22 protein-coding genes are annotated in these 25,291 nt (G+C 62.2%); 15 read left to right on the top strand and 7 right to left on the bottom strand.

Features of this window, described 5'->3' with window-relative positions:
* Positions 1 to 366 precede the first annotated feature (366 nt).
* The 5 genes from moaE to OO258_RS21160 form a co-directional block, all read right to left on the bottom strand.
* Positions 367 to 813 (bottom strand): molybdopterin synthase catalytic subunit MoaE, encoded by a 447-nt coding sequence (gene moaE, locus OO258_RS21180; protein ID WP_266032313.1) that lies wholly within the window; start codon positions 811 to 813, stop codon positions 367 to 369.
* A gap of 2 nt (positions 814 to 815) precedes the next feature.
* Positions 816 to 1,061, bottom strand: coding sequence for a molybdopterin converting factor subunit 1 (gene moaD / locus OO258_RS21175; protein ID WP_266032321.1), 246 nt, complete (start codon positions 1,059 to 1,061; stop codon positions 816 to 818).
* Positions 1,061 to 1,531, bottom strand: a complete 471-nt coding sequence (gene moaC / locus OO258_RS21170) for a cyclic pyranopterin monophosphate synthase MoaC (RefSeq protein ID WP_201201984.1) — start codon at positions 1,529 to 1,531, stop codon at positions 1,061 to 1,063. The genes moaD and moaC overlap by 1 nt, the downstream gene beginning before the upstream one ends.
* A gap of 137 nt (positions 1,532 to 1,668) precedes the next feature.
* Positions 1,669 to 3,063 carry a PhoH family protein gene (locus tag OO258_RS21165; RefSeq protein ID WP_110742574.1) on the bottom strand — a complete coding sequence of 465 codons (1,395 nt, stop codon included), beginning with the start codon at positions 3,061 to 3,063 and terminating at the stop codon, positions 1,669 to 1,671.
* Positions 3,064 to 3,344: 281 nt separating this feature from the next.
* The gene (locus OO258_RS21160) at positions 3,345 to 4,472 is read right to left on the bottom strand and encodes a polysaccharide deacetylase family protein (protein WP_266032312.1); all 1,128 of its coding nucleotides are present in this window, start codon (positions 4,470 to 4,472) and stop codon (positions 3,345 to 3,347) included.
* Between the two features lie 137 nt (positions 4,473 to 4,609).
* Between OO258_RS21160 and yaaA the strand changes: the two genes are divergently transcribed.
* The 13 genes from yaaA (at position 4,610) to OO258_RS21095 (ending at position 22,406) form a co-directional block, all read left to right on the top strand.
* Positions 4,610 to 5,389 carry a peroxide stress protein YaaA gene (yaaA, locus tag OO258_RS21155; protein WP_266032311.1) on the top strand — a complete coding sequence of 260 codons (780 nt, stop codon included), beginning with the start codon at positions 4,610 to 4,612 and terminating at the stop codon, positions 5,387 to 5,389.
* A gap of 901 nt (positions 5,390 to 6,290) precedes the next feature.
* Positions 6,291 to 7,607, top strand: a complete 1,317-nt coding sequence (locus OO258_RS21150) for a nucleotide sugar dehydrogenase (RefSeq protein WP_110742571.1) — start codon at positions 6,291 to 6,293, stop codon at positions 7,605 to 7,607.
* A 74-nt stretch (positions 7,608 to 7,681) separates the two neighbouring features.
* On the top strand, positions 7,682 to 9,163 hold the full coding sequence (locus tag OO258_RS21145) for a glycosyltransferase family 2 protein (RefSeq protein WP_110742570.1): 1,482 nt from the start codon (positions 7,682 to 7,684) through the stop codon (positions 9,161 to 9,163).
* Positions 9,164 to 9,200: 37 nt separating this feature from the next.
* A complete protein-coding gene (locus OO258_RS21140) occupies positions 9,201 to 10,367 on the top strand; it encodes a PilZ domain-containing protein (RefSeq protein ID WP_110742569.1) in 1,167 nt (388 codons plus the stop codon).
* A 12-nt stretch (positions 10,368 to 10,379) separates the two neighbouring features.
* Entirely contained in the window at positions 10,380 to 11,807 is a 1,428-nt protein-coding gene (gene algK / locus OO258_RS21135) for an alginate biosynthesis TPR repeat lipoprotein AlgK (RefSeq protein ID WP_266032310.1), read from the top strand.
* Entirely contained in the window at positions 11,804 to 13,282 is a 1,479-nt protein-coding gene (locus OO258_RS21130; protein ID WP_266032309.1) for an alginate export family protein, read from the top strand. The genes algK and OO258_RS21130 overlap by 4 nt, the downstream gene beginning before the upstream one ends.
* Positions 13,283 to 13,298: 16 nt before the next feature.
* Entirely contained in the window at positions 13,299 to 14,858 is a 1,560-nt protein-coding gene (algG, locus tag OO258_RS21125; protein WP_266032308.1) for a mannuronan 5-epimerase AlgG, read from the top strand.
* Positions 14,859 to 14,871: 13 nt separating this feature from the next.
* Positions 14,872 to 16,314 (top strand): alginate O-acetyltransferase, encoded by a 1,443-nt coding sequence (locus OO258_RS21120; protein WP_266032307.1) that lies wholly within the window; start codon positions 14,872 to 14,874, stop codon positions 16,312 to 16,314.
* Between the two features lie 8 nt (positions 16,315 to 16,322).
* A complete protein-coding gene (locus OO258_RS21115; protein WP_266032306.1) occupies positions 16,323 to 17,426 on the top strand; it encodes a mannuronate-specific alginate lyase in 1,104 nt (367 codons plus the stop codon).
* Between the two features lie 196 nt (positions 17,427 to 17,622).
* The gene (locus OO258_RS21110; RefSeq protein ID WP_266032305.1) at positions 17,623 to 19,080 is read left to right on the top strand and encodes an MBOAT family O-acyltransferase; all 1,458 of its coding nucleotides are present in this window, start codon (positions 17,623 to 17,625) and stop codon (positions 19,078 to 19,080) included.
* A 10-nt stretch (positions 19,081 to 19,090) separates the two neighbouring features.
* Complete coding sequence (locus tag OO258_RS21105; protein WP_266032304.1) at positions 19,091 to 20,248, top strand: alginate O-acetyltransferase; 1,158 nt, start codon at positions 19,091 to 19,093, stop codon at positions 20,246 to 20,248.
* A 20-nt stretch (positions 20,249 to 20,268) separates the two neighbouring features.
* On the top strand, positions 20,269 to 20,916 hold the full coding sequence (locus OO258_RS21100; protein ID WP_110742561.1) for an alginate O-acetyltransferase AlgF: 648 nt from the start codon (positions 20,269 to 20,271) through the stop codon (positions 20,914 to 20,916).
* Between the two features lie 35 nt (positions 20,917 to 20,951).
* Positions 20,952 to 22,406, top strand: a complete 1,455-nt coding sequence (locus OO258_RS21095; RefSeq protein WP_266032320.1) for a mannose-1-phosphate guanylyltransferase/mannose-6-phosphate isomerase — start codon at positions 20,952 to 20,954, stop codon at positions 22,404 to 22,406.
* A 39-nt stretch (positions 22,407 to 22,445) separates the two neighbouring features.
* Here the strand turns inward: OO258_RS21095 and OO258_RS21090 are convergent, their stop codons facing one another.
* Positions 22,446 to 22,898, bottom strand: coding sequence for a hypothetical protein (locus OO258_RS21090; protein WP_266032303.1), 453 nt, complete (start codon positions 22,896 to 22,898; stop codon positions 22,446 to 22,448).
* Positions 22,899 to 23,067: 169 nt separating this feature from the next.
* Between OO258_RS21090 and OO258_RS21085 the strand changes: the two genes are divergently transcribed.
* Together OO258_RS21085 and OO258_RS21080 are read left to right on the top strand one after the other, a co-directional pair.
* A complete protein-coding gene (locus OO258_RS21085; RefSeq protein ID WP_110742558.1) occupies positions 23,068 to 23,532 on the top strand; it encodes a multidrug transporter in 465 nt (154 codons plus the stop codon).
* Between the two features lie 70 nt (positions 23,533 to 23,602).
* On the top strand, positions 23,603 to 24,415 hold the full coding sequence (locus tag OO258_RS21080) for an SDR family oxidoreductase (protein ID WP_110742557.1): 813 nt from the start codon (positions 23,603 to 23,605) through the stop codon (positions 24,413 to 24,415).
* A 63-nt stretch (positions 24,416 to 24,478) separates the two neighbouring features.
* On the opposite strand, the gene OO258_RS21075 is transcribed toward OO258_RS21080, so the two are convergent.
* On the bottom strand, positions 24,479 to 25,273 hold the full coding sequence (locus OO258_RS21075; RefSeq protein ID WP_266032302.1) for an SDR family NAD(P)-dependent oxidoreductase: 795 nt from the start codon (positions 25,271 to 25,273) through the stop codon (positions 24,479 to 24,481).
* Positions 25,274 to 25,291 lie beyond the last annotated feature (18 nt).

Raw genomic sequence — 25,291 nt, 5'->3', positions numbered from 1 at the left:
GCGGCCCTTTCGCGACACAAGGCCGCTCCCACACGGATGGCGCCAGCTTTCAGAAATCGAGCAAGACAGTTGCTCCCACAAAGGATCAGCGGCGCCTTGATTACCAACGGCCCGCCGCATCCTGGTCACTCTGCTTCCCCTCCACCCATCCAGTGGTGTGTCAATCAGCTTTGCTGGTGAAGATGACTCGTATCATCACTGACCTTCAGCGGGCTACACGCGATCAATCTGTGGGAGCGGCCTTGTGTCGCGATTGGGCCGCACAGCGGCCCCGGGATTTCGGCTTTGATGCGCAGATTATCGGGGGCCGCTACGCGGCCCTTTCGCGGGTAAACCCGCTCCTACAGGCGACCGGCGGCGCCTTGATTACCAGCGCCCCGCCGCATCCTGGTCACTCTGTTTCCCCTCCACCCACCTTGGCCCTTCCTGGGTATTTTCCTTCTTCCAGAACGGCGCCCGGGTCTTCAGGTAGTCCATGATGAAGTTGCAAGCATCGAACGCCGCCTGCCGATGGGCACTAGCCACGCCCACGAACACAATCGGTTCGCCCGGTTCCAGCGCACCGATGCGGTGCAGCACCTCCACTTTCAAGAGCGGCCAACGCTGCTCGGCCTCGGCCACGATCTTGGCCAGGGCCTTTTCGGTCATGCCCGGATAGTGTTCGAGGAACATCCCCGCCACTTCGCGGCCATCGTTAAAATCCCGCACATAGCCGACAAAACCGACCACCGCGCCCACGCCCACATTGGCTGCATGCATGGCATTGGTCTCAGCCCCCGCGTCGAACGCGCCTTCCTGCACTCGTACAGCCATGTTCAGCCTCCGGTCACCGGTGGGAAGAACGCCACTTCATCGCCCTCTTCCAGCGGTTCATCGAGCTTGCACAGCTCTTCGTTGCGCGCGCACATCAGGTTCTGCTCGGCCAGCACTTCATACTGCCCGCCCTTGGCAACCAAGGCCTGGCGCACATCATCGAGCACTGTGAACGCCCCCTCCACCCGCTCGCCATCCACGCCCAACAGTTCGCGATAACGGGCGAAATACATCACCTTGACCTTCATCATGCCTGCACCTTGTAGTGGCCACTCTTGCCACCGAGTTTTTCCAGCAGGCGCACCTGCTCGATGACCATACCTTTATCCACAGCCTTGCACATGTCATAGATAGTCAGCGCCGCAACGCTGGCAGCGGTCAGCGCCTCCATCTCCACGCCGGTCTGCCCGGCCAGCTTGCAGCGGGCGACAATACGCACGGCGTCCGCGCCGTCGGCGCTGAGTTCGACCTTGACGCTGGTCAGCATCAGCGGATGGCACAGCGGGATCAGGTCGCTGGTCTTCTTCGCCGCCTGAATCCCGGCAATGCGCGCCACAGCGAACACGTCGCCCTTGGGGTGTTCACCATCGACGATCATCTGCAAGGTCTGCGGCAACATGCGCACCCGCGCCTCGGCAGTGGCCTCGCGCTCGGTCACGGCCTTTTCAGTGACGTCGACCATGTTGGCCCGCCCCTGGGAATCAAGATGTGTCAGCACTGCTCTGCTCCTGTGAAGGGAACCCGCAGTGTAAACCTGTGGGTCAGGTTTGAGCAGAGGTATGTGTTGGTAGGTTTGGCCTCTTCGCGGGCACGCCCGCGAAGAGGCCGGGCAGTAGGCTGCCCGGCTAGAGGATTTTACAAATGCGACTCCGCGTACTCGGCCAGCACCGAGCGAGGCACGCCCTGCAGGGTGATGTGCACGCCATGCGGGAAGTCCTTGAAGCGCTCGGTCAGGTAGGTCAGGCCCGAGCTGGTCGCGGACAGGTAGGGGGTGTCGATCTGCGCCAGGTTACCCAGGCAGACCACCTTGGAGCCGGAGCCGGCACGGGTGATGATGGTTTTCATCTGGTGCGGCGTCAGGTTCTGGCACTCGTCGATCAGGATCAGGCTCTGCTGGAAGCTTCGACCACGGATGTAGTTCAACGACTTGAACTGCAGCGGTACCCGCTCAAGGATGTATTCGACGCTGCCATGGGTGCTTTCGTCATCCATATGCAGGGCTTCGAGGTTGTCGGTGATGGCGCCCAGCCACGGCTCCATCTTCTCTGCTTCGGTACCCGGCAGGAAGCCGATCTCCTGGTCCAGCCCCTGTACGCTGCGGGTGGCGATGATGCGCCGGTAGCGCTTGCTGACCATGGTCTGCTCAATGGCTGCCGCCAGGGCCAGGATGGTCTTGCCGGAGCCGGCCGCCCCCGTCAGGTTGACCAGGTGGATATCCGGGTCGAGCAAGGCGAACAGCGCCAGGCTCTGGTGAATGTCGCGGGGTTTCAGGCCCCAGGCTTCCTGGTGCAGCAACGGCTCCTGATGAAGGTCCAGCAGCAGCAACTCATCGTTGCGAATGCCCTTGATCCAGCCGACGAAGCCCTGCTCGTCGATGATGAACTCATTGATGTGCACCGCTGGCAGGTTGTCGATCATCTGCACACGATGCCAGGTACGACCACGCTCCTGACGGGTATCGACTTTGCTGACGCGGTCCCAGAACGAACCACTGACCGAATGGTAGCCCTTGGATAGCAACGACACGTCATCGACCAGCTGGTCGGTGCTGTAGTCCTCGGCGGCGATGCCACAAGCGCGCGCCTTCAGGCGCATGTTGATGTCTTTGGTGACCAGCACCACGTCCAGGTCGGTGCGCCGGCTGCGTACGTCCAGCAGGGTGTTGATGATGATGTTGTCGTTGAGGTTTTCCGGCAGCAACTTGCTGGGTTCGTTGCGCGGGCTCATCAGGATCGACAGGAAGCCCTTCGGCCCACTCTTGTTACGCTGGATCGGCACGCCCTGCTCGACATCGCTGGGCGAAGCGTCACCAAGGGTCTGGTCGATAAGGCGAATGGCCTGCCGGCATTCGGCAGCGATGGTCTGTTTACCGGTCTTGAGCTTGTCGAGTTCCTCCAGCACCGTCATCGGGATCGCGACGTGGTGCTCCTCGAAGTTGAGCAATGCGTTGGGGTCGTGAATCAGGACGTTGGTATCGAGCACATAGAGGATTGGCTTGCTGGAGGAAGGGTTGCGTCCTTGGTCATCCATACTCGGTCACCTTATGTCGAAGCCACACGGCGCGGTCTGCTGCGCCGCAAAGTGACTGCCGTGCTCCCCGTATCCGCGTTGCTACGGGCGGGAAGTGAACCTGGCAAAGTGGGCCTGAATGACGCCACCTGTGCTGCAGGAATCGGCTGTCTGGTTTCTTCATACCGCAAAAACCATGACCGTAAAAAGCATTTTTACGCGTTTTTGAAGTTTATTTTTCAGATTGACGAAGGACCCTTGGCGACGAAGCCAGACAGGACTACGCTCAGAAGTCATACCCTCTATTCGCTATATCCATATTCCCGGCAATCCTCCCAGCCAATCCCGCTCTGGGCGGTGTTTTGCAGCAACCATTGCAGCGCTGGCTGTGCCTTGGGCAGGCTGTCATGAAACTGGATCACGCCCTTGCGCCACAGCAGCATCAGGGTCAGCACGCGTTGCGCCGAGGCCTCTGCGCTCAATGCCCCGTCATCCTCGGCGTCGATATCCCATAACGATACCCGCAACTGCTGGCTGGCCATGAACGGCTCGCCATCGGCCCGGCGCTGGCCGTAGGGCGGGCGGAACAGCGGCACATATTGCTCCGGCAGGTCGGCCTGCACACGCGCCTGGCTGCGGCGCAATGACGCCTGCCAGTCGGTCCACTGTGCGTGGGAACGATATTCCCAGCCCTGAATACCCGCACACTGCCCGTCATACAGATCGCGCAAGGCGTTCGCCGCCCCACCATCACGGCGTTGCTGCAGGCGGTTGCCTAGCACGAAGAAGATGCCCTCGATCTTTTGCCGGCGCATGTAGTCGGTCAGCAGATCGGTATTGCCGCCATCAGGCCCGGGCCCGCCGACGAAGGTCAGCAGGAACATGCGGTCGTTCAGCTCATCACCATTGCGCTCACGCGAGGACAGCCGTTCGACCTCGCTGCTGGTCTGCGGCAGCAAGGCCGCCTTGCGCAGTTGTTCATCCAGGTAGCGCACATGGAACTGATGGCTCGGCTCGACCCATCCGGTGTAGAACGTGCCAACATCGGTGGCGAACGTCGCCGCTTGCGTACGTAATTCCGCCATCGACGTAACCGGGTAACAGAACGACGCATCCTGCTCGCAACTGCGTTGCGCCTGTTGATAACCCTCCCACAAACGTTGCCACATGTGCGCCCTTACCTGGCGGACCTTCTGCAAGTTGATTTGCCGCAGGCCCAGCCGCGCTGCGAGCGTTGCCTCGTCCAGCAGCTCACTTTCATGTAATACCTGGGCGAACGACAGGATTTCTGCCCGTGAGGCAACATCGAACAGCGCCGGGCTGTCCAGTTGCTCGGGCCACAGGCTGCGGTCAAGGCTGACCGGGGGCGATGGGGCGGCCTGCACGGCCAGGCTCAGCAAAGCGGCCAGCAAGGCAGAGGCAATGCGCACGGTTGAAGGCTCCGCAACGGCAAAACGCGAACTATAGCGCCTGCTGCGGCCATGGTCTGTGACTATCGTCGTCATAGTTTGGAGTTGCACCGCACAGCCCGTAGAATTCCTGGCCAACGATGCCAGGAGCCGACCCGATGCTGACGGTGATTTCCCCCGCCAAGACCCTCGACTACGACACCCCGCCGGTGACCGAGCGTTTCACCCTCCCCCAGTACCTGGACGACTCCCAGTTGCTGATCCAGCAACTGCGCGAACTGTCGCCGGCGCAGATCAGCGAGCTGATGCACCTGTCCGACAAGCTCGCCGGCCTGAATGCCGCGCGCTTCGGCAGCTGGACCCCGGACTTCAGCCCGGCCAATGCCAAGCAGGCGCTGCTGGCGTTCAAGGGTGACGTGTACACCGGCCTCGATGCCGAGAGCCTGGGCGAGGACGATTTCAGCTACGCGCAAGACCACCTGCGCATGCTCTCTGGCCTGTACGGCCTGCTGCGCCCGCTTGACCTGATGCAGCCCTACCGCCTGGAAATGGGCACCAAGCTGGCCAATGCCCGCGGCAAGGACCTGTATGCCTTCTGGGGCACGCGCATCAGCGAATGGTTGAACCAGGCCCTGGCCGAACAGGGCGACGACGTGCTGCTGAACCTCGCCAGCAACGAGTATTTCAGCGCGGTGAAACGCAGCGCGCTGAACGCCCGGGTCATCAACGTCGACTTCAAGGACTTGAAGAACGGCCAGTACAAAATCATCAGTTTCTACGCCAAGAAAGCCCGCGGGATGATGAGCCGGTTCGTCATCCAGCAGCGCATCAGCGATCCGCAACAGCTCAAGCAGTTCGACGTGCAGGGTTACTACTACAGTGCCGAGCAGTCCAAGGCTGACCATCTGGTGTTCCTGCGCGATCATCCCTCCGAGTAAGCGTGTCGGGCATTCTCGTGAGCTGATGCTGTACCAATCAGGGTTGCCAGGTGCTCGCCAGGGGATCTTCGGCGCCTGTGAGATCGAGCGCCGCGCGGGCGGCGCTCGATCTCACAGGCGCTGCATATCTTGCGGCCAACGCCTATCAGCCCTGATCCCCCTGCCCTGCAAAAGGGCATCTCGCAAATCGCCATCGCGCCATAAATCCGACGCCAATAATCCGCCACGCCTCCCCTCATCGCCAAACGCCATAAGACCGTTCATACCTTTTTTGACGAATTTTGAAAAATTTTTTTGGATGCTGGCATAAAAATATCTCGTAACAGTCTCACCCTTGATACACGGGGGGAAAACCCCCGTGTGCTATCAAATTGAAACTGCGAACAACTGAATAAATATTTAGAAATCTTTCATCCGAGCGAAACCCACTCAGGAACTTCTGCTAGAACGAATCGCTCATAGTGCCGTAACGATTTTCCTGCCTGCGGGCTGTGAGAGATGACTTACAGATGACAATGGCAGGTATCCACTACCGGCCTTGATAAATCAGACAGGCTGGCCCGAAACCGTTGGCAAGCCTGTTCATGCAGGAGAGATGCGCCCTACAGAACTCGTCCTAGTGGTTGATTTCAAAGGATTTTTCCACTTGAAAGAACAAGCACAGCACTGCGCCAAGTAGCGCATTGCAATAAAGACGGCTGCATTACAGGGCACGTTTTTTAATTGATGGCCTTTTACTGCCAACTTTGAGTGCATAACTTTTTGCGCTCCGGATTTATTTTGCCTGCGCTCGGCGAAGTGTGCATTCGCCATGGAACCGTGCGCCCGAAAACTGTTGTTAATCAACCCAGCCCGGCTCTCTGCGGAGGCGTCGGCGTGATAAACACATGAGGTGATAGCGATGCGTATCAGCATCTTTGGTTTGGGTTATGTGGGTGCAGTCTGTGCAGGCTGCCTGACGGCGCGTGGCCATGAAGTGATCGGTGTGGACGTGTCCAGCACCAAGATCGACCTGATCAACCAGGGCAAGTCGCCCATCGTCGAACCTGGCCTGGAAGCACTGCTGCAACAGGGCATCGCCAACGGCCGACTGCGTGGTACCACCGACTTCGCCGAAGCCATCCGTGCCAGCGACGTGTCGATGATCTGCGTGGGCACCCCAAGCAAGAAGAACGGCGACCTGGGCCTGGAGTACATCGAGTCGGTATGCCGCGAAATCGGCTACGTACTGCGTGACACCACCCGCCGTCACACCATCGTGGTGCGCAGCACCGTGTTGCCAGGCACCGTGAAGAACGTGGTCATCCCGATCCTCGAGGACTGCTCGGGCAAAAAGGCCGGCGTCGACTTCGGCGTTGCGGTCAACCCGGAATTCCTGCGTGAAAGTACCGCGATCAAGGACTACGACCAGCCACCGATGACCGTCATCGGCGAACTGGACAGCGCCAGCGGCGACATTCTCCAGGCCCTGTACGAAGAACTCGACGCCCCGGTCATCCGCAAGCCGATCGAAGTGGCCGAGATGATCAAGTACACCTGCAACGTGTGGCACGCCACCAAGGTCACCTTCGCCAACGAGATCGGCAACATTGCCAAGGCCGTCGGCGTGGATGGTCGTGAGGTGATGGACGTGGTCTGCCAGGACAAGGTGCTCAACCTGTCGCAGTACTACATGCGCCCTGGCTTCGCCTTCGGCGGCTCGTGCCTGCCCAAAGACGTGCGCGCCCTCACCTACCGTGCCGCCAGCCTCGACGTGCGGGCACCGCTGCTCGACTCGCTGATGCGCAGCAACGAATCGCAGGTGCAGAACGCCTTCGAGCTGATCGAAGCCCACGACAAGCGCAAGGTCGCCCTGCTTGGCCTGAGCTTCAAGGCCGGCACCGACGACCTGCGCGAAAGCCCGCTGGTGGAACTGGCCGAGCGCCTGATCGGCAAGGGCTATCAGCTGGATATCTACGACGAGAATGTCCAGTACGCCCGTGTTCACGGCGCCAACAAGGACTACATCGAGTCGAAGATCCCGCACGTGTCGTCCCTGCTCAACGCCGACTTCCAGAAAGTCATCGACAACGCCGACATCATCGTCCTCGGCAACCGTGACGAGCAGTTCCGTGCCCTGGCCCAGCAAGCCCCGGCCGGCAAACAGGTGATCGACCTGGTCGGTTTCATGAGCAACCCGACCTGCACCACCAGCCGCACCGAAGGCATCTGCTGGTAAGTGCCTGGCCGGGCAGCGCAAGCCGCAGCGCTTGCGCTGCCCACCTTCCCCCGAATTCTCGACGGATGCTGAACATGCAAAGGCTCCAGACAGTGCTGTTGCAGTGCGCCGGGTGGCTGCTCTACATGAGCCTGCTCATGCTGATCGCCCTGGCCCTGCCAGCCGATATCTTCGACTCGCAGTCGAAGCACTTCATCTTCCTGGTCGGCGCAGTCGGCATCTGGCGCTATTCCATGGGCGCCACCCATTTCATCCGCGGCATGATCTTCCTCTACGGCGTGTACCCGTACCTGCGCCGCAAGGTGCAGAAAATGGGCAATGCCGCCGACCCGTCGCATGTCTACCTGATGGTCACCAGCTTCCGTATCGAAGCGCTGACCACCGCCCAGGTGTACAGCTCGGTGATACGCGAGGCGATCAACTGCGGCTTCCCCACCACCGTGGTCTGCTCGCTGGTGGAAATGTCCGATGAACTGCTGGTGAAGAGCCTGTGGGCCAAGTACAACCCGCCGGCCCACGTAAAGCTGGACATCGTGCGTATCGCCGGCACCGGCAAGCGTGATGGCCTGGCCTACGGCTTCCGTGCCATCTCGCGCATGCTGCCGGACGAGAACGCCGTGGTGGCGGTGATCGACGGTGACACCGTGCTGGCCGATGGCGTGGTGCGCAAGACCGTACCGTGGTTCAAGCTGTTCCCCAATGTCGGCGGCCTGACCACCAATGAGTTCTGCGAAGTGCGCGGCGGCTACATCATGAGCGAGTGGCACAAGCTGCGCTTCGCCCAGCGCCACATCAACATGTGCTCGATGGCCCTGTCCAAGCGCGTGCTTACCATGACCGGGCGCATGTCGATGTTCCGCGCCAGTGTGGTGACCAACCCCGAGTTCATTGCCGACGTCGAAAGCGACTCGCTGATGCACTGGCGCCTGGGCCGCTTCAAGTTCCTTACCGGTGACGACAAGTCCAGCTGGTTTAGCCTGATGCGCCTGGGCTACGACACCTTCTATGTGCCGGACGCCGCCATCAACACGGTCGAGCACCCGCCTGAGAAGAGCTTCCTCAAGGCCAGCCGCAAGCTGATGTACCGCTGGTATGGCAACAACCTGCGGCAGAACTCGCGTGCCCTCGGGCTGGGCATTCGCCGCCTGGGTCTGTTCACCAGCATCGTGCTGTTCGACCAACGTGTGTCGATGTGGACCAGCCTGCTGGGCCTGACCGTGGCGGTAATCGCCAGCCTCAAGTTCGGCCTGGCCTTCCTGCTGGTGTACCTGCTGTGGATCGGTATCACCCGCCTGATCCTCACCGTCATGCTGCTGTGCTCTGGCCACAACGTAGGCCCGGCCTACCCGCTGATTCTCTATTACAACCAGATCATCGGCGCGCTGATGAAGATCTACGTGTTCTTCCGCCTCGACAAGCAGTCGTGGACGCGTCAGCCCACTGCCCTCAAGCGTGACCTCGCCAGCTTTCAACAATGGTTCAACACCTGGTCCTCGCGGACCATGACCTTCTCGGCTGCCAGCATCTTCGTTGCTGTGCTGTTCATGGTCGTGTGAGCCCAACCCGGATCGGATCTAACAGGAACAAACCACCATGAATACCGCCGTGAACGTCAATGTCGTGCATGAGTCCGAAGCCCAGCGCCAACACGCCCGGGTACGCATTCCCGCCAAGCTGCGTTTCCTTGACGCCCAGCGCCAGACCCACGAAGTGAAGGTCGATGACCTTTCCGCCGGTGGCTTGAGTTTTCACACCAAGCAGCCATTGAATGTGGGTGATGTGTTGCGCGGGCGCTTGCAGTTCGTGGTCGACAACCTGGGCCTGTCGATCGACATCGAGTTCCAGGTGCGCTCCTACAACCCGAGCAGCGGCCGTACCGGTGCGCAGTTCCAGAACCTTGAGCCACGCGACATCGCCACACTGCGGCACATCATCACCAGCCACCTGTCCGGTGAGCTGATCAGCATTGGTGACGTACTCAGCACCCTGCAGCGCGACAATTTCACCAAGGCTCGCAAGCAGAAGGACGGCGGCAGTGGCCTGAGCGCCTTCGGCAGGCTCAAAGCAGTCACCGTCACCCTCGGCGTGTTCGTGGTCGGCATCGCGGCCTTCGGCTTCGTCGCCAAGTCCCTCTACGGCATGTACTTCGTCAGCCACGCCGAAGCCGGCGTGGTCGCGGTACCCACCACCAACGTCACCATGCCCCGCGACGGCACCGTCAACAGCCTGGTGGAAAGCGGCGGGCAAATCGCCAAGGGCGCGCCACTGGCCAGCTTCACCACCAGCATGCTGGACATGCTCAAGGGCAACCTCGACGACACGCAACTGGAGCCGGCGAAGATCGAGGAACTGTTCGGCAAGCAGCTGTCCGGCACCCTCACCAGCCCATGCGATTGCGTAGTCGCCCGCCAGTTGGTGGATGACGGCCAATACGCCGCCAAGGGCCAACCGATCTTCCAGCTGATCCCGCGCACCACCAACCCGATGGTCGAGGCACGCTTCAGCTACCGCCAGTTCGACGAGGTCAAGCCAGGCACCCGGGTCAACTTCCAGGTCGCCGGCGAAGACGAAGTGCGCACCGGCCAGATCATCAGCAGTGCCAGCCTCAACAGCGAAGACTTGGCTTCCGACATTCGCGTGCAGATCAAGCCTGACAGCAGCCTGCCTGCCGAACTGGCCGGCCGCCCAGCGTCGGTCAACAGCGACCGCGGTCCATCGCTGAACTGGCTGATCGACAAAGCCGTGGCCCGTGGCCTGTAAGAGGATCACCGCATGATTCCCTACAAGAAGAGCGCAAGCCTGGGCCTGTGTGCCCTGGCTGCCGCCATCACGCTGGCCGGCTGTGCCGGCCTGCCCGACCAGCGCTTGGCCAACGAGGCCATGAAGCGCGGTGACACGGCATTGGCCGAGCGCAACTACAAGGCCCTGGCTGACCTGGGCTACAGCGAGGCGCAAGTGGGCCTGGCCGACATCAAGGTGGCCACCCGCGACCCGTCGCAGATCAAGGAAGCCGAGGCCACCTATCGCGCCGCGGCCGCCACCTCGCCGCGGGCCCAGGCCCGCCTCGGCCGCCTGCTGGTGGCCAAGCCCGACAGCACCCAGGCCGAGCGCGAAGAAGCAGAGACCCTGCTCAAGCAAGCGGCCAGTCAAGGCGAAAGCAACACCCTGATCCCACTGGCGATGCTTTACCTCAGCTACCCGCAGAGCTTCCCCAAGGTCAACGCCCAGCAGCAGATCGACCAGTGGCGCGCCGCCGGCAACCCGGAAGCGGGCCTGGCCCAGGTACTGCTGTACCGCACTCAGGGCACCTACGACCAGCACCTGGGCGAAGTGGAAAAAATCTGCAAGGCGGCGCTGAACAGCACCGACATCTGCTACGTCGAACTGGCCACCGTGTACCAGAAACGGGGCCAGGCCGACCAGCAGGCCGCCCTGCTCGCCCAGCTGAAGGCCGCCTACGCCCGCGGCGCAGTGCCGGCCACCCGGGTTGACAGCGTGGCCCGTGTGCTGGCCGACCGTAGCCTTGGCCAGACCGACGAAAAAACCGCCAAGGCGCTGCTGGAGCAAGTGGCGCCTGCCAACCCGGCGTCCTGGGTCAGCCTGGCGCAACTGGTCTACGACTTCCCCGAGCTGGGCGACACCGACCAGCTGCTGGCCTACATCGACAAGGGCCGCGAAGCCGAACAGCCACGCGCTGAATTGCTGTTGGGCCGCCTGTACTACGAAGGCAAGACCCTGCCGGCTGACGCCAAGAAAGCCGAGCAACACCTGCAGGCTGCCGCCGCTGCCGGTGAAATCAGCGCCCATTACTACCTGGGCCAGCTGTACCGCCGTGGCTACCTCGGCAACGTCGAGCCACAGAAGGCCGTCGACCACCTGCTGGCCGCCGCCCGTGGCGGGCAGAACAGCGCCGACTATGCCTTGGCCCAGCTGTTCAGCGAAGGCCACGGCATTCGCCCGCAACCGGGCAATGCCTGGGTATTCGCGCAGTTGTCCCAGGCCAACCCGACGCCGCAATCGACAGAAATGCTCCAGCAGCTCGACCAGCAACTGACCCCTGACCAGCGCAGCCAGGCCCAGCAACTGCTGGCGCAAGAGAAACAGGCGCGCGGCAGCATGAGCCAGGGCGCCAGCAGCACCCTGGCCATCGAAGCCCTGCAAGACGACGAAAAAGAAGTAGACGGTGAGGACTCGCTATGACGCTCAATCCCTTCGTGAAAGCCGGCATCGGCCTGAGCTTCGCCCTGCTGTGGTCCTGCCCGACCCTGGCGGAAATGACCGCTGAAAAAAACTTTGGCCTGGACGTGAAAATCACCGGCCAGTCGGAAGACGACCGTGACCTCGGCACCCGCTCTGGCGGCGACGTCAACGGCCTGGGCCTGGACCTGCGCCCCTGGGTGTATGGCGAGCGCGGCAACTGGAGCGCCTACGCGATGGGCCAGGCGGTAGCGGCTACCGACACCATCGAAACCGACACCCTGCGCCAGAACGACGACGGCACCACCACCGACACCGGCGACGACAGCCGCAAACCAGACAAAAGTTACCTGGCCATGCGCGAATTCTGGGTCGGCTACAGCGGCCTGACCGCCTACCCTGGCGAACAACTGCGCTTCGGCCGCCAGCGCCTGCGCAGCGACGATGGCATGTGGCGCGACACCAACATCGAAGCGCTGAACTGGACCTTCGACACCACCCTGCTCAAGGCCGACCTTGGCGTAGCCCAGCGTTTCAGCGAATACCGCACCGACCTCACCGAGCTGGCACCGGAAGACAAGGATCGCACGCACGTCTACGGCAACATCGCCACGCAGTGGACCCCAGGCCACTGGGTTGGCCTGCGCGCTCACCACACACATGACAGCGGCAGCCTGAAGAACCCCGGCGAAACCGTCGACGCGCTGGACAAGACCCGCACTGGCGACCTCACCTGGCTGGGCCTGGAGGCCAACAGCGACGCCTACAACTGGCGCAACGACCACACCGTGAATTACTGGGGCAGCGTTACCTGGCTGACCGGTGACCGCGACAAGCTGAGCACCCAGCAGGTGGGTGACGACCAGGTCGCCACCGGCAAGCAGAGCGGTGACGTCAACGCCTGGGCAACCGACCTCGGTATCCGCCTGCGCCTTGACCCGCAATGGCAGGTCGGCGCTGCGTACGCCCGCGGTAGCGGCGGCGGCGGGGATGATGGTTCGAACAACTTCGAGCAGACCGGCCTGGAGAGCAACCGCTCCAACTTCACCGGCACCCGCTCGCGCGTGCACCGCTTCGGCGAAGCGTTCCGCGGCGAACTGGGCAACCTGCAGGCAGCCACCCTGTTCGCTTCGTGGCAGCTGCGCGACGACTACGACGCCAGCCTGATCTACCACAAGTTCTGGCGTGTCGACGGTAACCAGAACATCGGCTCCAGCGGCATCAATGCCGCGGTCGACGACAACGGCGTGAATCGTCAGTTGGTCGACGGCGAGAAGGACCTTGGCCAGGAAATGGACGTGGTCGTCACCAAGTACTTCAAGCAAGGCCTGCTGCCGGCTTCGATGAGCCAGGCGATCGACGAGCCGTCCGCCCTGGTGCGCCTGCGTGCCGGCGTGTTCAAGCCGGGCGATGCCTACGGCAAGGAAACGGACTCGTACATGCACCGCGCCTTCGTCGACGTGATCTGGCGCTTCTAAGGCCGGGAGAAACCTGATGAACCTTCACCCGCACATACGTCACAGCCTGTTGGCCAGCGCCCTGTTGCTGGCTTCGGGCCTGGCCGTCGCAGCAGAACCCAAGGTAATCGCCAAGGAATTGCAGCAGGCCAAGACCTACACCGTGGCCAGCGCACCGATCGAGCCGCTGCAGATGGACCCGCCCAAGCTGCCCGACCTGAGCGGCTACACCGCCCAGGCCGTGCAGAAGAAGATCGACCGCAGCCACAAGGGCAAGGTCAGCCTGCGCCGCATGTTCCAGGAGGACACCCTCAAGGAATTCGTCGGCGGCGACAACAAGGCTGCCGAGTGGGTCCAGCGTCAGCATGGCATCCCGCAGGCGATCTTCATCGATGACGGCCATGTCGACCTGGTCGAACTGAGCAAGAAGGTCCCTGCGCAGTACCTCAGGGAGGTCGAACCGGGCGTGTACCTGGCGCGCCTGCCGATCGTGGTCGGGCAGAAGGGCATCCTCGAGATCGACGGCAAGGTCAAGCAACTGCGCCTGTCGCAGGAAGGCGGTTCGTTCCTGGTCAACGACGGCAAGCTGTTCGTCACTGACACCCAGGTGACCGGCTGGCGGGAAAAGGACAACGGCCCGGCGACCTTCCGCTCGCCAAAGGAGTTTCGCCCGTTCCTGCTGTCGTGGGGCGGTACCGAGACCTACATCGTCAATACGAAAATGGCCAGTTTCGGCTACGCCAAGTCCAAATCGTACGGTGTGAGCATTTCCCAGTACACGCCGAACATGGCCAAGCGCATGGGCCGTCCTGAACCTACCGGCTGGATCATCGGCTCGGAATTCAGTGACATGTGGTACGGCTTCTACTGCTACGAAACCCAGGACTTCGTGGTCAAGGACAGTACCTACCGCGACAACATCGTCTACGGCATCGACCCCCACGACCGTTCACACCGCCTGATCATTGCCGGCAATACCGTCTACGGCACCAAGAAGAAGCACGGCATCATCGTCTCGCGTGAGGTCAACGACAGCTGGATCATCAACAACAAGAGCTACGACAACAAGCTCTCCGGCGTGGTGATCGACCGTAACAGCGTCAACAACCTGGTGGCCTACAACGAGATCTACCGCAACCACACTGACGGTATCACCCTGTACGAAAGCGGCGACAACCTGATCTGGGGCAACAAGCTGATCAACAACCGCCGCCACGGCATCCGCGTGCGCAACAGCGTGAACATCCGGCTGTACGAAAACGTTGCCATGGCCAACGGCCTGGTCGGCGTATATGGCCACATCAAAGACCTGTCCGACACCGACCGCGACATCGCCCTCGACCCGTTCGACACCAAGGTGTCGCTGATTCTGGTGGGTGGCGAGCTGGCAGCCAACGGCTCTGGCCCGCTGTCGATCGACTCGCCACTGTCGGTCGAGCTGTACAAGGTGTCCATGCTCGCCCCGCGCAAGGCCAGTGGCATCAGCCTCAACGGCATCCTCGGCGAACGCCAGGACGAAATCCTCGACCTGCTGGTACGCCAGCAGAAGGCTGTGCTGATCGACCCGGTCGAACGCCAGACCGAAATGATCGATTAAGGAAGCCCAGACCATGACTCCACACCTGATGAAACTGCTGGGCCTGTCCGCCGCCCTTCTGGCAATCAGCCAGGGCGTACGCGCCGAAGACGTCAAGGCCCCGACCTTCAGCGCTGAGCCGTGCTGCCAGCTGTGCCCGGAAGCGCACGATGCCAGCCGCTACACCACCCGCTACCAGCAGAACTTCACCACGCTGGTGCAGGCCCAGGGCGACTGGCTGTTCCGTACCCGCGAGGACCTGCGTACCGAGTTCAATACCACCCCGGCCGGCTACAAGCGCCTGCAGCAAGTGCATGACGCGTTCAAGAAACGCGGTGTGGAACTGGTGGTGGTGTACCAGCCGACCCGCGGCCTGGTGAACCGCAATATGCTCAACCCGGCCGAAAAAGCCGCGTTCGACTACCAGAAGGCATTGGGCAACTACCAGGCCATGCTCAAGCGCTTCGCCAGCATGGGCTACAACGTGCCTGACCTGTCACCGCTGACCAACGAGCAACTGGCCGCCGCCGACCAGGGCAAGGACTTCTACTTCCGTGGCGACCAGCACTGGACGCCTTACGGTGCACAGCGCGCGGCGAAGATCGTGGCCGACACCGTGCACAAGATGCCGGCCTTCGAAGGTATCCCGCGCAAGGAATTCGAGACGAAGAAGTCCGGGCGCATGGGCAAGACCGGCACCCTGCACAACGTCGCCGGCCAACTGTGTGGCACCAGCTACGCCGTGCAGTACATGGACCAGTTCGCCACCGAGCCGAAGGGCTCCAGCGGTGGCGGCGACGACCTGTTCGGCGATGGCGGCAACGCGCAGATCACCCTGGTCGGCACCAGCCACAGCGGCAAGAACTACAACTTCTCGGGCTTCCTCGAGCAATACATCGGCGCCGACGTGCTCAACGTCGCCTTCCCTGGCGGTGGCCTGGAGGGGTCGATGATCCAGTACCTGGGCAGCGAGGAATTCCAGAAGAACCCGCCGAAGATTCTGATCTGGGAATTCTCCCCACTGTACCGCCTGGACCAGGAAACCATCTGGCGGCAAATCCTTGGCCTGCTGGACGACGGCTGTGACGACCGCCCGGCCCTGATGAGCGCCAGCACCACCCTCAAGCCCGGCAAGAACGAGCTGATGGTCAACGGCAAGGGCGGCGTGATCAAAGACCTGGTCAACCGCAACCTGCAGATGGACGTCAAGTTCGAAGACCCGTCGGTGAAGGTGCTGCAGGCCACCCTCTGGTACCTCAACGGCCGCCATGAGGACATCAAGCTGGAAAAACCGGAAACCTCCGACACCGATGGGCGCTTTGTCTTCCAGATGCGCGAAGACGAGGACTGGGCCAGCCAGAGCCTGCTGGCATTCGAGGTGCAGGGCCCGGAGAACGGTACCCAGAAGGTCGAGGCCAAGCTCTGCAAACGCAACAACTTTGCCGTGCCAGCGCAAACCGCGCAGGCCGGCCAGTGAGGCGACCAATGACTGCATTCAAGCAAATCTTCAGCCCTGCCCTGCTTGCCCTGGCGCTGTTTGGCGGCGCTGCACAGGCTGCGCTGGTGCCACCGCAGGGGTACTACGAGGGCATCGAAAAGCTCAAGACGGGCGATGGCAATTTCCGCTGCGAAGCGGCGCCCAAACCGTACACCGGCGCGCTGCAGTTCCGCAGCAAGTACGAAGGCTCGGACAAGGCACGGGCGACCCTCAACGTTGCCTCGGAAAAGGCCTTTCGCAAGTCTACCGAAGACATCACCACCCTTGAAAAAGGCGTGAGCAAGATGGTCGGCCAGTACATGCGTGACGGTCGCCCGGCTCAGCTCGACTGCACCTTGGCCTGGCTGGGTAGCTGGGCACGCGCCAATGCGCTGCTGTCCACCGACTACAACCACACCGGCAAGTCGATGCGCAAATGGGCACTGGGCAGCATGAGCGGTTCCTGGCTGCGCCTGAAATTTTCCAACGCCCAGCCACTGGCGGCGCACCAGGCAGAAGCCGAGCTGATCGAGAAGTGGCTGGCCCGCCTGGCCGAGCAGACCGTGCGCGACTGGAGCGACCTGCCGCTGGAGAAGATCAACAACCACAGCTACTGGGCAGCATGGTCGGTGATGGCGACAGCGGTGGCGACGGACCGCCGTGACCTGTTCGACTGGGCAGTGAAGGAGTTCAAGGTTGGCGCCAACCAGGTCGATGAGCAGGGCTTCCTGCCCAACGAGGTCAAGCGCAAGCAACGCGCCCTGGCCTATCACAACTACGCCCTGCCACCGCTGGCGATGATCGCCAGCTTCGCCCAGGCCAACCAGGTGGACCTGCGCAGCGAGAACAACTTCGCCCTGCAGCGTCTGGGCGAAGGCGTGCTGTACGGCGCCCGCGACCCACGTCACTTCGCTGAACGTGCGGGTGAAAAGCAGGACATGAAAGACCTCAAGGTCGACAGCAAATACGCCTGGCTCGAGCCCTGGTGCGCGCTGTACCAGTGCGTCGGTGACACGCTCGAGCGCAAGCACGACATGCAACCGTTCAACAGCTTCCGGCTGGGGGGCGATGTGACCCGGGTCTACGACCCGAGTGCAGAGAGCAAAAAGTAATACCCCGATGTGGGTGTGATCCCTGTGGGAGCGGGCTTGCCCCGCGAATAGGCCCGTGAGGGTGATGGCGTTGTCTGCACTGACGCCTTCGCGGGCAAGCCCGCTCCCACAGGGACCTAATTGCCTTCCAGTTATTTGCTGGGGGGTTTGGGGGGCGCTTTGCCCTGGATGCTGTGAACAAATTAGGAGAACCGGGATGGTCTTCTCGTCCAACGTGTTCCTGTTCCTGTTCTTGCCGATATTCCTCGGCCTGTACTACTTGAGCGGGCAACGTTATCGCAACCTGCTGCTGCTGATCGCCAGCTACATCTTCTATGCCTGGTGGCGGGTGGACTTCCTGGCCCTGTTCGCCGGGGTCACCCTGTGGAACTACTGGATCGGCCTGAAAGTCGGTGCCGCCGGCGTGCGCACCAAGCCGGCACAGCGTTGGCTGCTGCTCGGCGTAGGTGTCGACCTGGCAATCCTCGGCTACTTCAAGTACGCCAACTTCGGCGTCGACAGCCTCAACGCGATCATCAGTTCGTTTGGCCTGGAGCCGTTCATCCTGACCCACGTGCTGCTGCCGATCGGTATCTCGTTCTACATCTTCGAGTCGATCAGCTACATCATCGACGTGTACCGCGGCGACACCCCGGCCACCCGCAACCTGATCGACTTCGCGGCGTTCGTGGCGATCTTCCCGCACCTGATCGCCGGCCCCGTGCTGCGCTTCAAGGACTTGGTCGACCAGTTCAACAACCGTACCCACACCCTGGACAAGTTCTCCGAAGGCTGCACCCGCTTCATGCAGGGTTTCATCAAGAAAGTGTTCATCGCCGACACCCTGGCGGTCGTAGCCGACCATTGTTTCGCCCTGCAAAACCCGACTACCGGCGACGCCTGGCTCGGCGCGCTGGCCTACACCGCGCAGCTGTACTTCGACTTCAGCGGTTACAGCGACATGGCCATCGGCCTGGGCTTGATGATGGGCTTCCGTTTCATGGAAAACTTCAAGCAGCCGTACATCAGCCAGTCGATCACCGAGTTCTGGCGGCGCTGGCACATCAGCCTGTCGACCTGGCTGCGCGACTACCTGTACATCACCCTGGGCGGTAACCGCAAAGGCACCTTCAACACCTACCGCAACCTGTTCCTGACCATGCTGCTGGGCGGCCTGTGGCACGGCGCCAACTTCACCTACATCATCTGGGGCGCCTGGCACGGCATGTGGCTGGCCATCGAGCGTGCGCTGGGCATCGACACCAACCCACAGCGCTTCAACCCGGTGAAGTGGGCCTTCACCTTCCTGCTGGTGGTGGTCGGTTGGGTGATCTTCCGCGCCGAGAACCTGCACGTCGCCGCACGCATGTATGGCGCCATGTTCAGCTTCGGCGACTGGCAGCTGTCGGAACTCAACCGCGCCCAGCTGACCGGCCTGCAGGTCGCCACCCTGGTGATCGCCTACCTCACCCTGGCGTTCTTCGGGCTGCGCGATTTCTACCGCAACGCCAAGCCGACCCCCAAGGCCACCCCGGTGCAAGTCAACAGCGACGGCTCGCTCGGCCTGGACTGGACCCGGGTAATGACCCGCGCGCTGGTGCTGCTGCTGTTCGTGGCCTCGATCCTCAAGCTTTCGGCGCAGAGCTACTCGCCGTTCCTTTACTTCCAGTTCTGAGGTTGATGACATGACCCGGACATTACGCATTACCTATTCGCTGTCGTTCCTCGGCCTGCTGGTTGGCATGGGCGCCTGGTCCACTGGTGGCCTGCAGAGCTTCCAGCGCACCGAGCAGATGACCTTGCTCAACGGCAAGCTGGCCAAGGCTGCCGAGACCCACTACGACGCTGAGTTCCCGATCAAGCGCCTGGGCACCAACCTGTGGGCGGCGATGGACTTCAAGCTGTTCAACGAAGGCCGCCCCGGCGTGGTGCTGGGCCGTGACCAGTGGCTGTTCAGCGACGAGGAGTTCAAGCCCACCGCCGGTGCCGAGCAGTTGATGCAGGAGAACCTGGCGTTGATCCGTGGCGTACGCGACACCTTGCAGCAACACGGCAGCCAGCTGGTGCTGGCGATCGTACCGGCCAAGGCACGGGTCTATGCCGAGTACGTCGGCAAGGAACAGCCTGCCAGCCTGCATGAAGATCTGTACAACCAGTTCCATGCCCACGCACGCCAGGCCAACGTCTTCGCCCCAGACCTGATGGCCCCGCTGGAGCAAGCCAAGGCCCGCGGCCAGGTGTTCCTGCGCACCGACACCCACTGGACACCGATGGGCGCCGAAGTGGCGGCGCAGGCACTGGCCGAAGCGGTCAGCCGCCAGAACCTGCTCAATGGCGCCCCGCAAACCTTCATCACCGAGGCCGGCAACACCGCCCCTTACAAAGGCGACCTGACCAACTTCCTGCCCCTGGACCCGCTGTTCAGCAACCTGCTGCCGAGCCCCGACAACCTGCAGCAACGCACAACGCGGCCAGCCGAGAGCGAAGGCGAAAGCGACGATGCCCTGTTCGCCGACACCCAGATCCCGGTCGCCCTGGTAGGTACCAGCTACAGCGCCAACCCGCACTGGAACTTCCTGGGCGCGCTGCAGCAGGCGCTGCACAGCGACATCGCCAACTACGCCGAAGACGGCCACGGTCCGCTGCTGCCAATGCTCAAGTACCTGCAAAGCGACGCCTTCAAGAACGCCGCGCCACAAGTCGTGGTGTGGGAATTCCCCGAACGTTATCTGCCAATGAAAAACGACCTCAGCAGCTTCGATCCGCAGTGGATCGCGCAGCTGAAAAACTCCCGTAAATCCGAAGAAAACCTGGCCCTGTCGTCCACCCGGACAGACCACTGATTGATAGAGAGGAAATGCACATGACTACCAAGACTTCCATTGCCAAAGCCCTCACCCTCGCGGCCGGCCTTTCCCTTGCTTCGATGCAGGCCTTCGCCGGCGCCGACGCCGCACTGTATGGCCCAAGCGCGCCGAAAGGTTCGACGTTCGTGCGCCTGTACAACGCGGCCAGCGCCCCGGCTGCGGCCTCGGTCGGCAACACCCAGATCAAACAGGTAGGCGCCCAGGCCAGCAGCGACTTCAGCTTCCTGCCAGGCGGGGACTACACCGCCCAGGTCGGTGGCAAGAGCGTGCCGGTCAAGCTGGCCTCGGACAAGTACTACACCCTGGTCAACAGCAGCAGCGGCAACCCGCAGCTGATCGAAGAACCGCCATTCAAGAATAAGCAGAAAGCCCTGGTGCGCGTACAGAACCTGAGCGACCAGCAGCTGACCCTGAAAACCGCCGACGGCAAGACCGAAGTGGTCAAGCCGGTGGCCGCCAACGGCCGTGGTGAGCGCGAAATCAACCCGGTCAAAGTCAGCCTGGCGCTGTACCAAGGAGACAAGAAAGTGGGTGACGTGAAACCCGTCGCCCTGGAGCGCGGCGAAGCCGCAGTGCTGTACGTAACGGGTTCCGGCAACGCCTTGTCGCCGGTGTGGGTAACTCGCCCCGTGGCTAGCAACTGATTCCCCTGCCTCTAAACGACTATTGGAGAAACATGATGATCCCGGTAATTCTTTCTGGTGGTAGCGGTTCGCGTCTGTGGCCTCTGTCGCGCAAGCAGTTCCCCAAGCAGTTCCTCGCCCTGACCGGCGAACACACCCTGTTCCAGCAAACCATCGAGCGCCTGGTGTTCGAGGGCATGGACACGCCGATCGTGGTCTGCAACAAGGACCACAAGTTCATCGTCCAGGAGCAGCTGGCCGCGCTGAAGCTGGAAACCCAGGGCATCCTGATGGAGCCGTTCGGCCGTAACACCGCGCCGGCCGTGGCCATGACGGCGATGAAGCTGGTCAACGAAGGCCGCGACGATCTGATGCTGGTGCTGCCTGCCGACCACGTGATCGATGACCAGAAGGCGCTGCAACGTGCCCTGGCCCTGGCCACCGTGGCTGCCGAGCGTGGCGAGATGGTGCTGTTCGGTGTGCCGGCAACCAAACCGGAAACCGGCTACGGCTACATCCGTTCCAGCCAGGATGCGCTGCTGCCCGAAGGCGTGGCGCGGGTTGCGCAGTTCGTCGAAAAGCCCGACGAAAAACGCGCCGCCGAGTTCGTCCAGGCCGGTGGTTATTTCTGGAACAGCGGCATGTTCCTGTTCCGCGCCAGCCGCTTCCTCGAGGAGCTGAAAAAGCACGATGGCGACATCTATGACACCTGCGTGCTGGCCCTGGAGCGCAGTGAAGAAGACGGCGATGTGCTGAGCATCGACGAAGCCACCTTCGCCTGCTGCCCGGACAACTCCATCGACTACGCGGTAATGGAAAAGACCCAGCGTGCCTGTGTGGTGCCGATGTCGGCCGGCTGGAGCGACGTCGGCTGCTGGTCGTCGCTGTGGGAAGTGCACGAGAAAGACGACAACGGCAACGTTACCAAGGGCGACGTGGTGGTGCAGGACAGCCACAACTGCATGATCCACGGCAACGGCAAGCTGGTGTCGGTGATTGGCCTGGAAAACATCGTGGTAGTCGAGACCAAGGACGCGATGATGATTGCCCACAAGGACAAGGTCCAGGGCGTCAAGCAGATGGTCAAGACCCTCGACGAGCAGGGCCGCACCGAAACCCAGAACCACCTGGAAGTCTATCGCCCGTGGGGCTCGTACGACTCGGTGGACATGGGCGGCCGTTTCCAGGTCAAGCACATCACCGTCAAGCCGGGTGCCAGCCTGTCGCTGCAGATGCACCACCACCGCGCCGAACACTGGATCGTGGTGTCCGGCACGGCCGAGGTGACCTGTGACGAAAACGTGTTCCTGCTGACCGAGAACCAGTCGACCTACATCCCGATTGCCTCGGTGCACCGTTTGCGCAACCCGGGCAAGATCCCGCTGGAAATCATCGAAGTACAGTCCGGCAGCTACCTGGGCGAGGATGACATCGAGCGCTTCGAGGACGTGTATGGGCGTACGTCCACCCCCATCGAGCGCGGCGTTTCGGTGAAGACCATCGCGCAGTAAGTGCTGACTCGCCCCTGGGCCGACCAGGGGCGAGCCTGCTCATTCAACGCTCGGGCCTATGACGTAGATTTCGAATGGGCCACCCACCACCCTGAAAGGGCGCTGCAAATCGTCCTCTCCTTCAAATTCGAAGGCTTCAGCCTTTATGCTGGTGGCAGTCAGTTCGAGTTTCCGGATACGCCCAGATTTCGCATAGCCGCCATAGGTTGTGCCGCGCTTGTGAACAACCGCCCGGTTGCCCTCACCGCTGATAACGACATCCCTCACGCCCTCCTGCAATTCCAGGTCGAAGTCAATGTAGACGTCCGCATCATCGGCATGCCCCTTGTACGCATACAACCACGCGTATTGTTCAGTGGTCCCGAAATCCACGCCCTGCGAAACGAAATCCTCTGTTTGGCCCGCGAGGCTGATGACAGCTGTAACTATGCCCTTGGCGGGCGTTCTTTTCATGTCCTGCACATGCTTTTGCTCAACCGATGTGTAATTCATGACCATGCTCCTTTTGAATAGGCATGGCGGAATCTAAAATGGATGTACCCTTTCCACTACTCGCAGGGATGCGAGGTCTGGCTTCTGGCCTAGGGACTCACCGGTGACATGACCGCTGGGTTCTCGATAGGCTTTAGCCTTCCATCCGCGCGAATGAGGCGATTACGCGATGCTGATCGGTGCCCTGCTGATCCTCACCTGGCTGGTGTTGTTGTTGCGTCATCCAGCCAAAGCTCTTCCCATCTCCCTGGCGGCCGTGTGTGGCCTGGGCCTGGTGGCCTTGTTCGTAGTTTGGCAAGACAGCCGCGAAAGCAGCCGACTGGCACGCCTGGACCTGCGCCTGGCCTACGCCCCGGAACACTGCCCTGCCGACCGAGCTCTGCAGGTACGCATGAAGAACGGCAACGACGTGCCGCTTACCGACCTGCGCTGGCGCGTGGCGGCATATGCACCGGGCGATACCGTGAACCTGGCCGAGAACACCTACAATGCACCGCGATACCGTGGGCCGGGTGAACTGCAGCCGGGGGCCGAATGGAAAGACTGCCTGCCATTGCCGCCATTGCGTTCCGGCTACCGGCCTCAGACCCTGGAGTTTCGGGCTGAGCATCTGCAAGGTACATTTGCCAATTGATGTGTTGCCTATGCCCACGTAGAGGCCGACACAGGAAACAAACAATCCTCCATGACAACAGGCCACTAGCATGCCCAACGTCCTGATCACCGGTTGCTCCAGCGGCATCGGCCGCGCCCTGGCCGACGCCTTCCGCGATGCCGGCCACCGAGTCTGGGCCACCGCCCGCAAGCCTGAGGATGTCGAGCAACTGAGTGCTGCCGGCTACACCGCCCGGCAGCTGGATGTCAACGACGGTGAGGCGCTGGCCCGCCTGGCAGAGGAGCTGGAAACCCTCGATATCCTGATCAACAACGCCGGCTACGGTGCCATGGGCCCATTGCTCGATGGTGGCGTCGACGCCCTGCGCCAGCAGTTCGAAACCAACGTGTTCGCCGTGGTAGGCGTTACCCGGGCACTGTTCCCACTGCTGCGCCGCTCACGCGGCCTGGTGGTGAACATCGGCAGCGTTTCCGGCGTATTGGTCACCCCGTTCGCTGGCGCCTACTGCGCCTCGAAAGCGGCGGTGCATGCCCTGAGCGATGCCTTGCGCCTAGAGCTGGCGCCGTTCGGTGTGCAGGTGATGGAAGTCCAGCCTGGGGCGATTGCCTCACAGTTCGCCAGCAATGCGCAGCGCCAGGCCGAGCAGGTACTGGCAGCGGATTCAGCGTGGTGGCCGTTGCGAGAACATGTGCAGGCAAGGGCCAGGGCGTCCCAGGACAGGCCGACTTCGGCGGCAGTGTTTGCCCAAGGGGTGTTGGCAGCGGTGGGCAAGTCGCCAGTACCGGCGCTGGTGCGGTTGGGCAATGGCAGTACGGCATTGCCGTTGATGGCCCGCTTGCTGCCGCGGCGGTTGCTGGACTGGGCACTGCGCAAGCGCTTTGGCCTGCTGCGCCCGCTCTGAGTTTTCGGCTGCCTGTACCGGCCTCGGCTTGCCAGCGAGAGGGCGAGTACAGGCAGTACAGACTCAGGCGATGGAGCGCAGCACCCCGCCATCCACCCGCAAGGCTGCTCCGGTGGTGGCACTGGCCTGCATCGATGCCAGGTACACCACCATGTTGGCCACTTCTTCCACCGTCGCCAGCCGCTTGATCAGTGAAGTCGGCCGGTGCTCGGCGAGGAAGTTGGCCTCCAGCGCCTCAGTCGACACGCCCTGCTCTTCGGCCAGCTTGGCAAAAAAGTCCCCTACACCTTCCGAGCGTGTAGGCCCCGGCAACACCGAGTTCACCGTCACCCCGGTACCGGCCAGGGTTTCGGCCAGGCCGCGGGACACCGCCAGCAGTGCGGTCTTGGTCATGCCGTAATGAATCATCTCTGTCGGGATCTGCAGCGCCGATTCGCTGGACAGGAACACCACCCGCCCCCATTTACGCTCGGCCATGCCTTGGGCGTAGTGCCGCGACAGGCGCACGGCGCTGAGCACGTTGACGTCGAAGAAGCGCTGCCAGTCTTCATCCTCGATCTCGAAGAACGGCTTGGGCTCGAAGATGCCGAGGTTGTTGATCAGGATGTCGGTATGCGGCACCTGGTCGAACAGCTTTTGCGCGCCGTCCTTGCTACCGAGATCGGCAGCGATACCAATGATGCGAGCTTGCGGCAGGCGTTCGCGCACGGCGGTGAGGGCTTGGTCGACGCGCGACTGGGTGCGGCCGTTGAGAACCACTTCGGCGCCGGCTTCAGCCAGGCCGATGGCGATGGCCAAGCCTATGCCGGCGGTGGAACCACTGACGATCGCGCGTTTGCCGTTCAGGGAAATGTGCATATGGGCCTCCTAGGTAAA

Source organism: Pseudomonas sp. DCB_BI (assembly GCF_026240995.1).
In the GTDB taxonomy this organism is placed as follows: domain Bacteria; phylum Pseudomonadota; class Gammaproteobacteria; order Pseudomonadales; family Pseudomonadaceae; genus Aquipseudomonas.
This window is presented reverse-complemented; position numbering and strand designations above follow the sequence as displayed.

Bases quoted from the DNA above. Each gene is read 5' to 3' on its own strand.
- OO258_RS21110 (WP_266032305.1), top strand. From the start codon at position 17,623: ATGGTCTTCTCGTCCAACGTGTTCCTGTTCCTGTTCTTGCCGATATTC.
- OO258_RS21130 (WP_266032309.1), top strand. From the start codon at position 11,804: ATGACGCTCAATCCCTTCGTGAAAGCCGGCATCGGCCTGAGCTTCGCC.
- OO258_RS21080 (WP_110742557.1), top strand. From the start codon at position 23,603: ATGCCCAACGTCCTGATCACCGGTTGCTCCAGCGGCATCGGCCGCGCC.
- yaaA (WP_266032311.1), top strand. From the start codon at position 4,610: ATGCTGACGGTGATTTCCCCCGCCAAGACCCTCGACTACGACACCCCG.
- OO258_RS21105 (WP_266032304.1), top strand. From the start codon at position 19,091: ATGACCCGGACATTACGCATTACCTATTCGCTGTCGTTCCTCGGCCTG.
- OO258_RS21145 (WP_110742570.1), top strand. From the start codon at position 7,682: ATGCAAAGGCTCCAGACAGTGCTGTTGCAGTGCGCCGGGTGGCTGCTC.
- OO258_RS21095 (WP_266032320.1), top strand. From the start codon at position 20,952: ATGATCCCGGTAATTCTTTCTGGTGGTAGCGGTTCGCGTCTGTGGCCT.
- moaD (WP_266032321.1), bottom strand. From the start codon at position 1,061: ATGAAGGTCAAGGTGATGTATTTCGCCCGTTATCGCGAACTGTTGGGC.
- algK (WP_266032310.1), top strand. From the start codon at position 10,380: ATGATTCCCTACAAGAAGAGCGCAAGCCTGGGCCTGTGTGCCCTGGCT.
- OO258_RS21085 (WP_110742558.1), top strand. From the start codon at position 23,068: ATGCTGATCGGTGCCCTGCTGATCCTCACCTGGCTGGTGTTGTTGTTG.
- algG (WP_266032308.1), top strand. From the start codon at position 13,299: ATGAACCTTCACCCGCACATACGTCACAGCCTGTTGGCCAGCGCCCTG.
- OO258_RS21075 (WP_266032302.1), bottom strand. From the start codon at position 25,273: ATGCACATTTCCCTGAACGGCAAACGCGCGATCGTCAGTGGTTCCACC.
- moaE (WP_266032313.1), bottom strand. From the start codon at position 813: ATGGCTGTACGAGTGCAGGAAGGCGCGTTCGACGCGGGGGCTGAGACC.
- OO258_RS21140 (WP_110742569.1), top strand. From the start codon at position 9,201: ATGAATACCGCCGTGAACGTCAATGTCGTGCATGAGTCCGAAGCCCAG.
- OO258_RS21165 (WP_110742574.1), bottom strand. From the start codon at position 3,063: ATGGATGACCAAGGACGCAACCCTTCCTCCAGCAAGCCAATCCTCTAT.
- OO258_RS21100 (WP_110742561.1), top strand. From the start codon at position 20,269: ATGACTACCAAGACTTCCATTGCCAAAGCCCTCACCCTCGCGGCCGGC.
- OO258_RS21150 (WP_110742571.1), top strand. From the start codon at position 6,291: ATGCGTATCAGCATCTTTGGTTTGGGTTATGTGGGTGCAGTCTGTGCA.
- OO258_RS21090 (WP_266032303.1), bottom strand. From the start codon at position 22,898: ATGAATTACACATCGGTTGAGCAAAAGCATGTGCAGGACATGAAAAGA.
- OO258_RS21115 (WP_266032306.1), top strand. From the start codon at position 16,323: ATGACTGCATTCAAGCAAATCTTCAGCCCTGCCCTGCTTGCCCTGGCG.
- OO258_RS21120 (WP_266032307.1), top strand. From the start codon at position 14,872: ATGACTCCACACCTGATGAAACTGCTGGGCCTGTCCGCCGCCCTTCTG.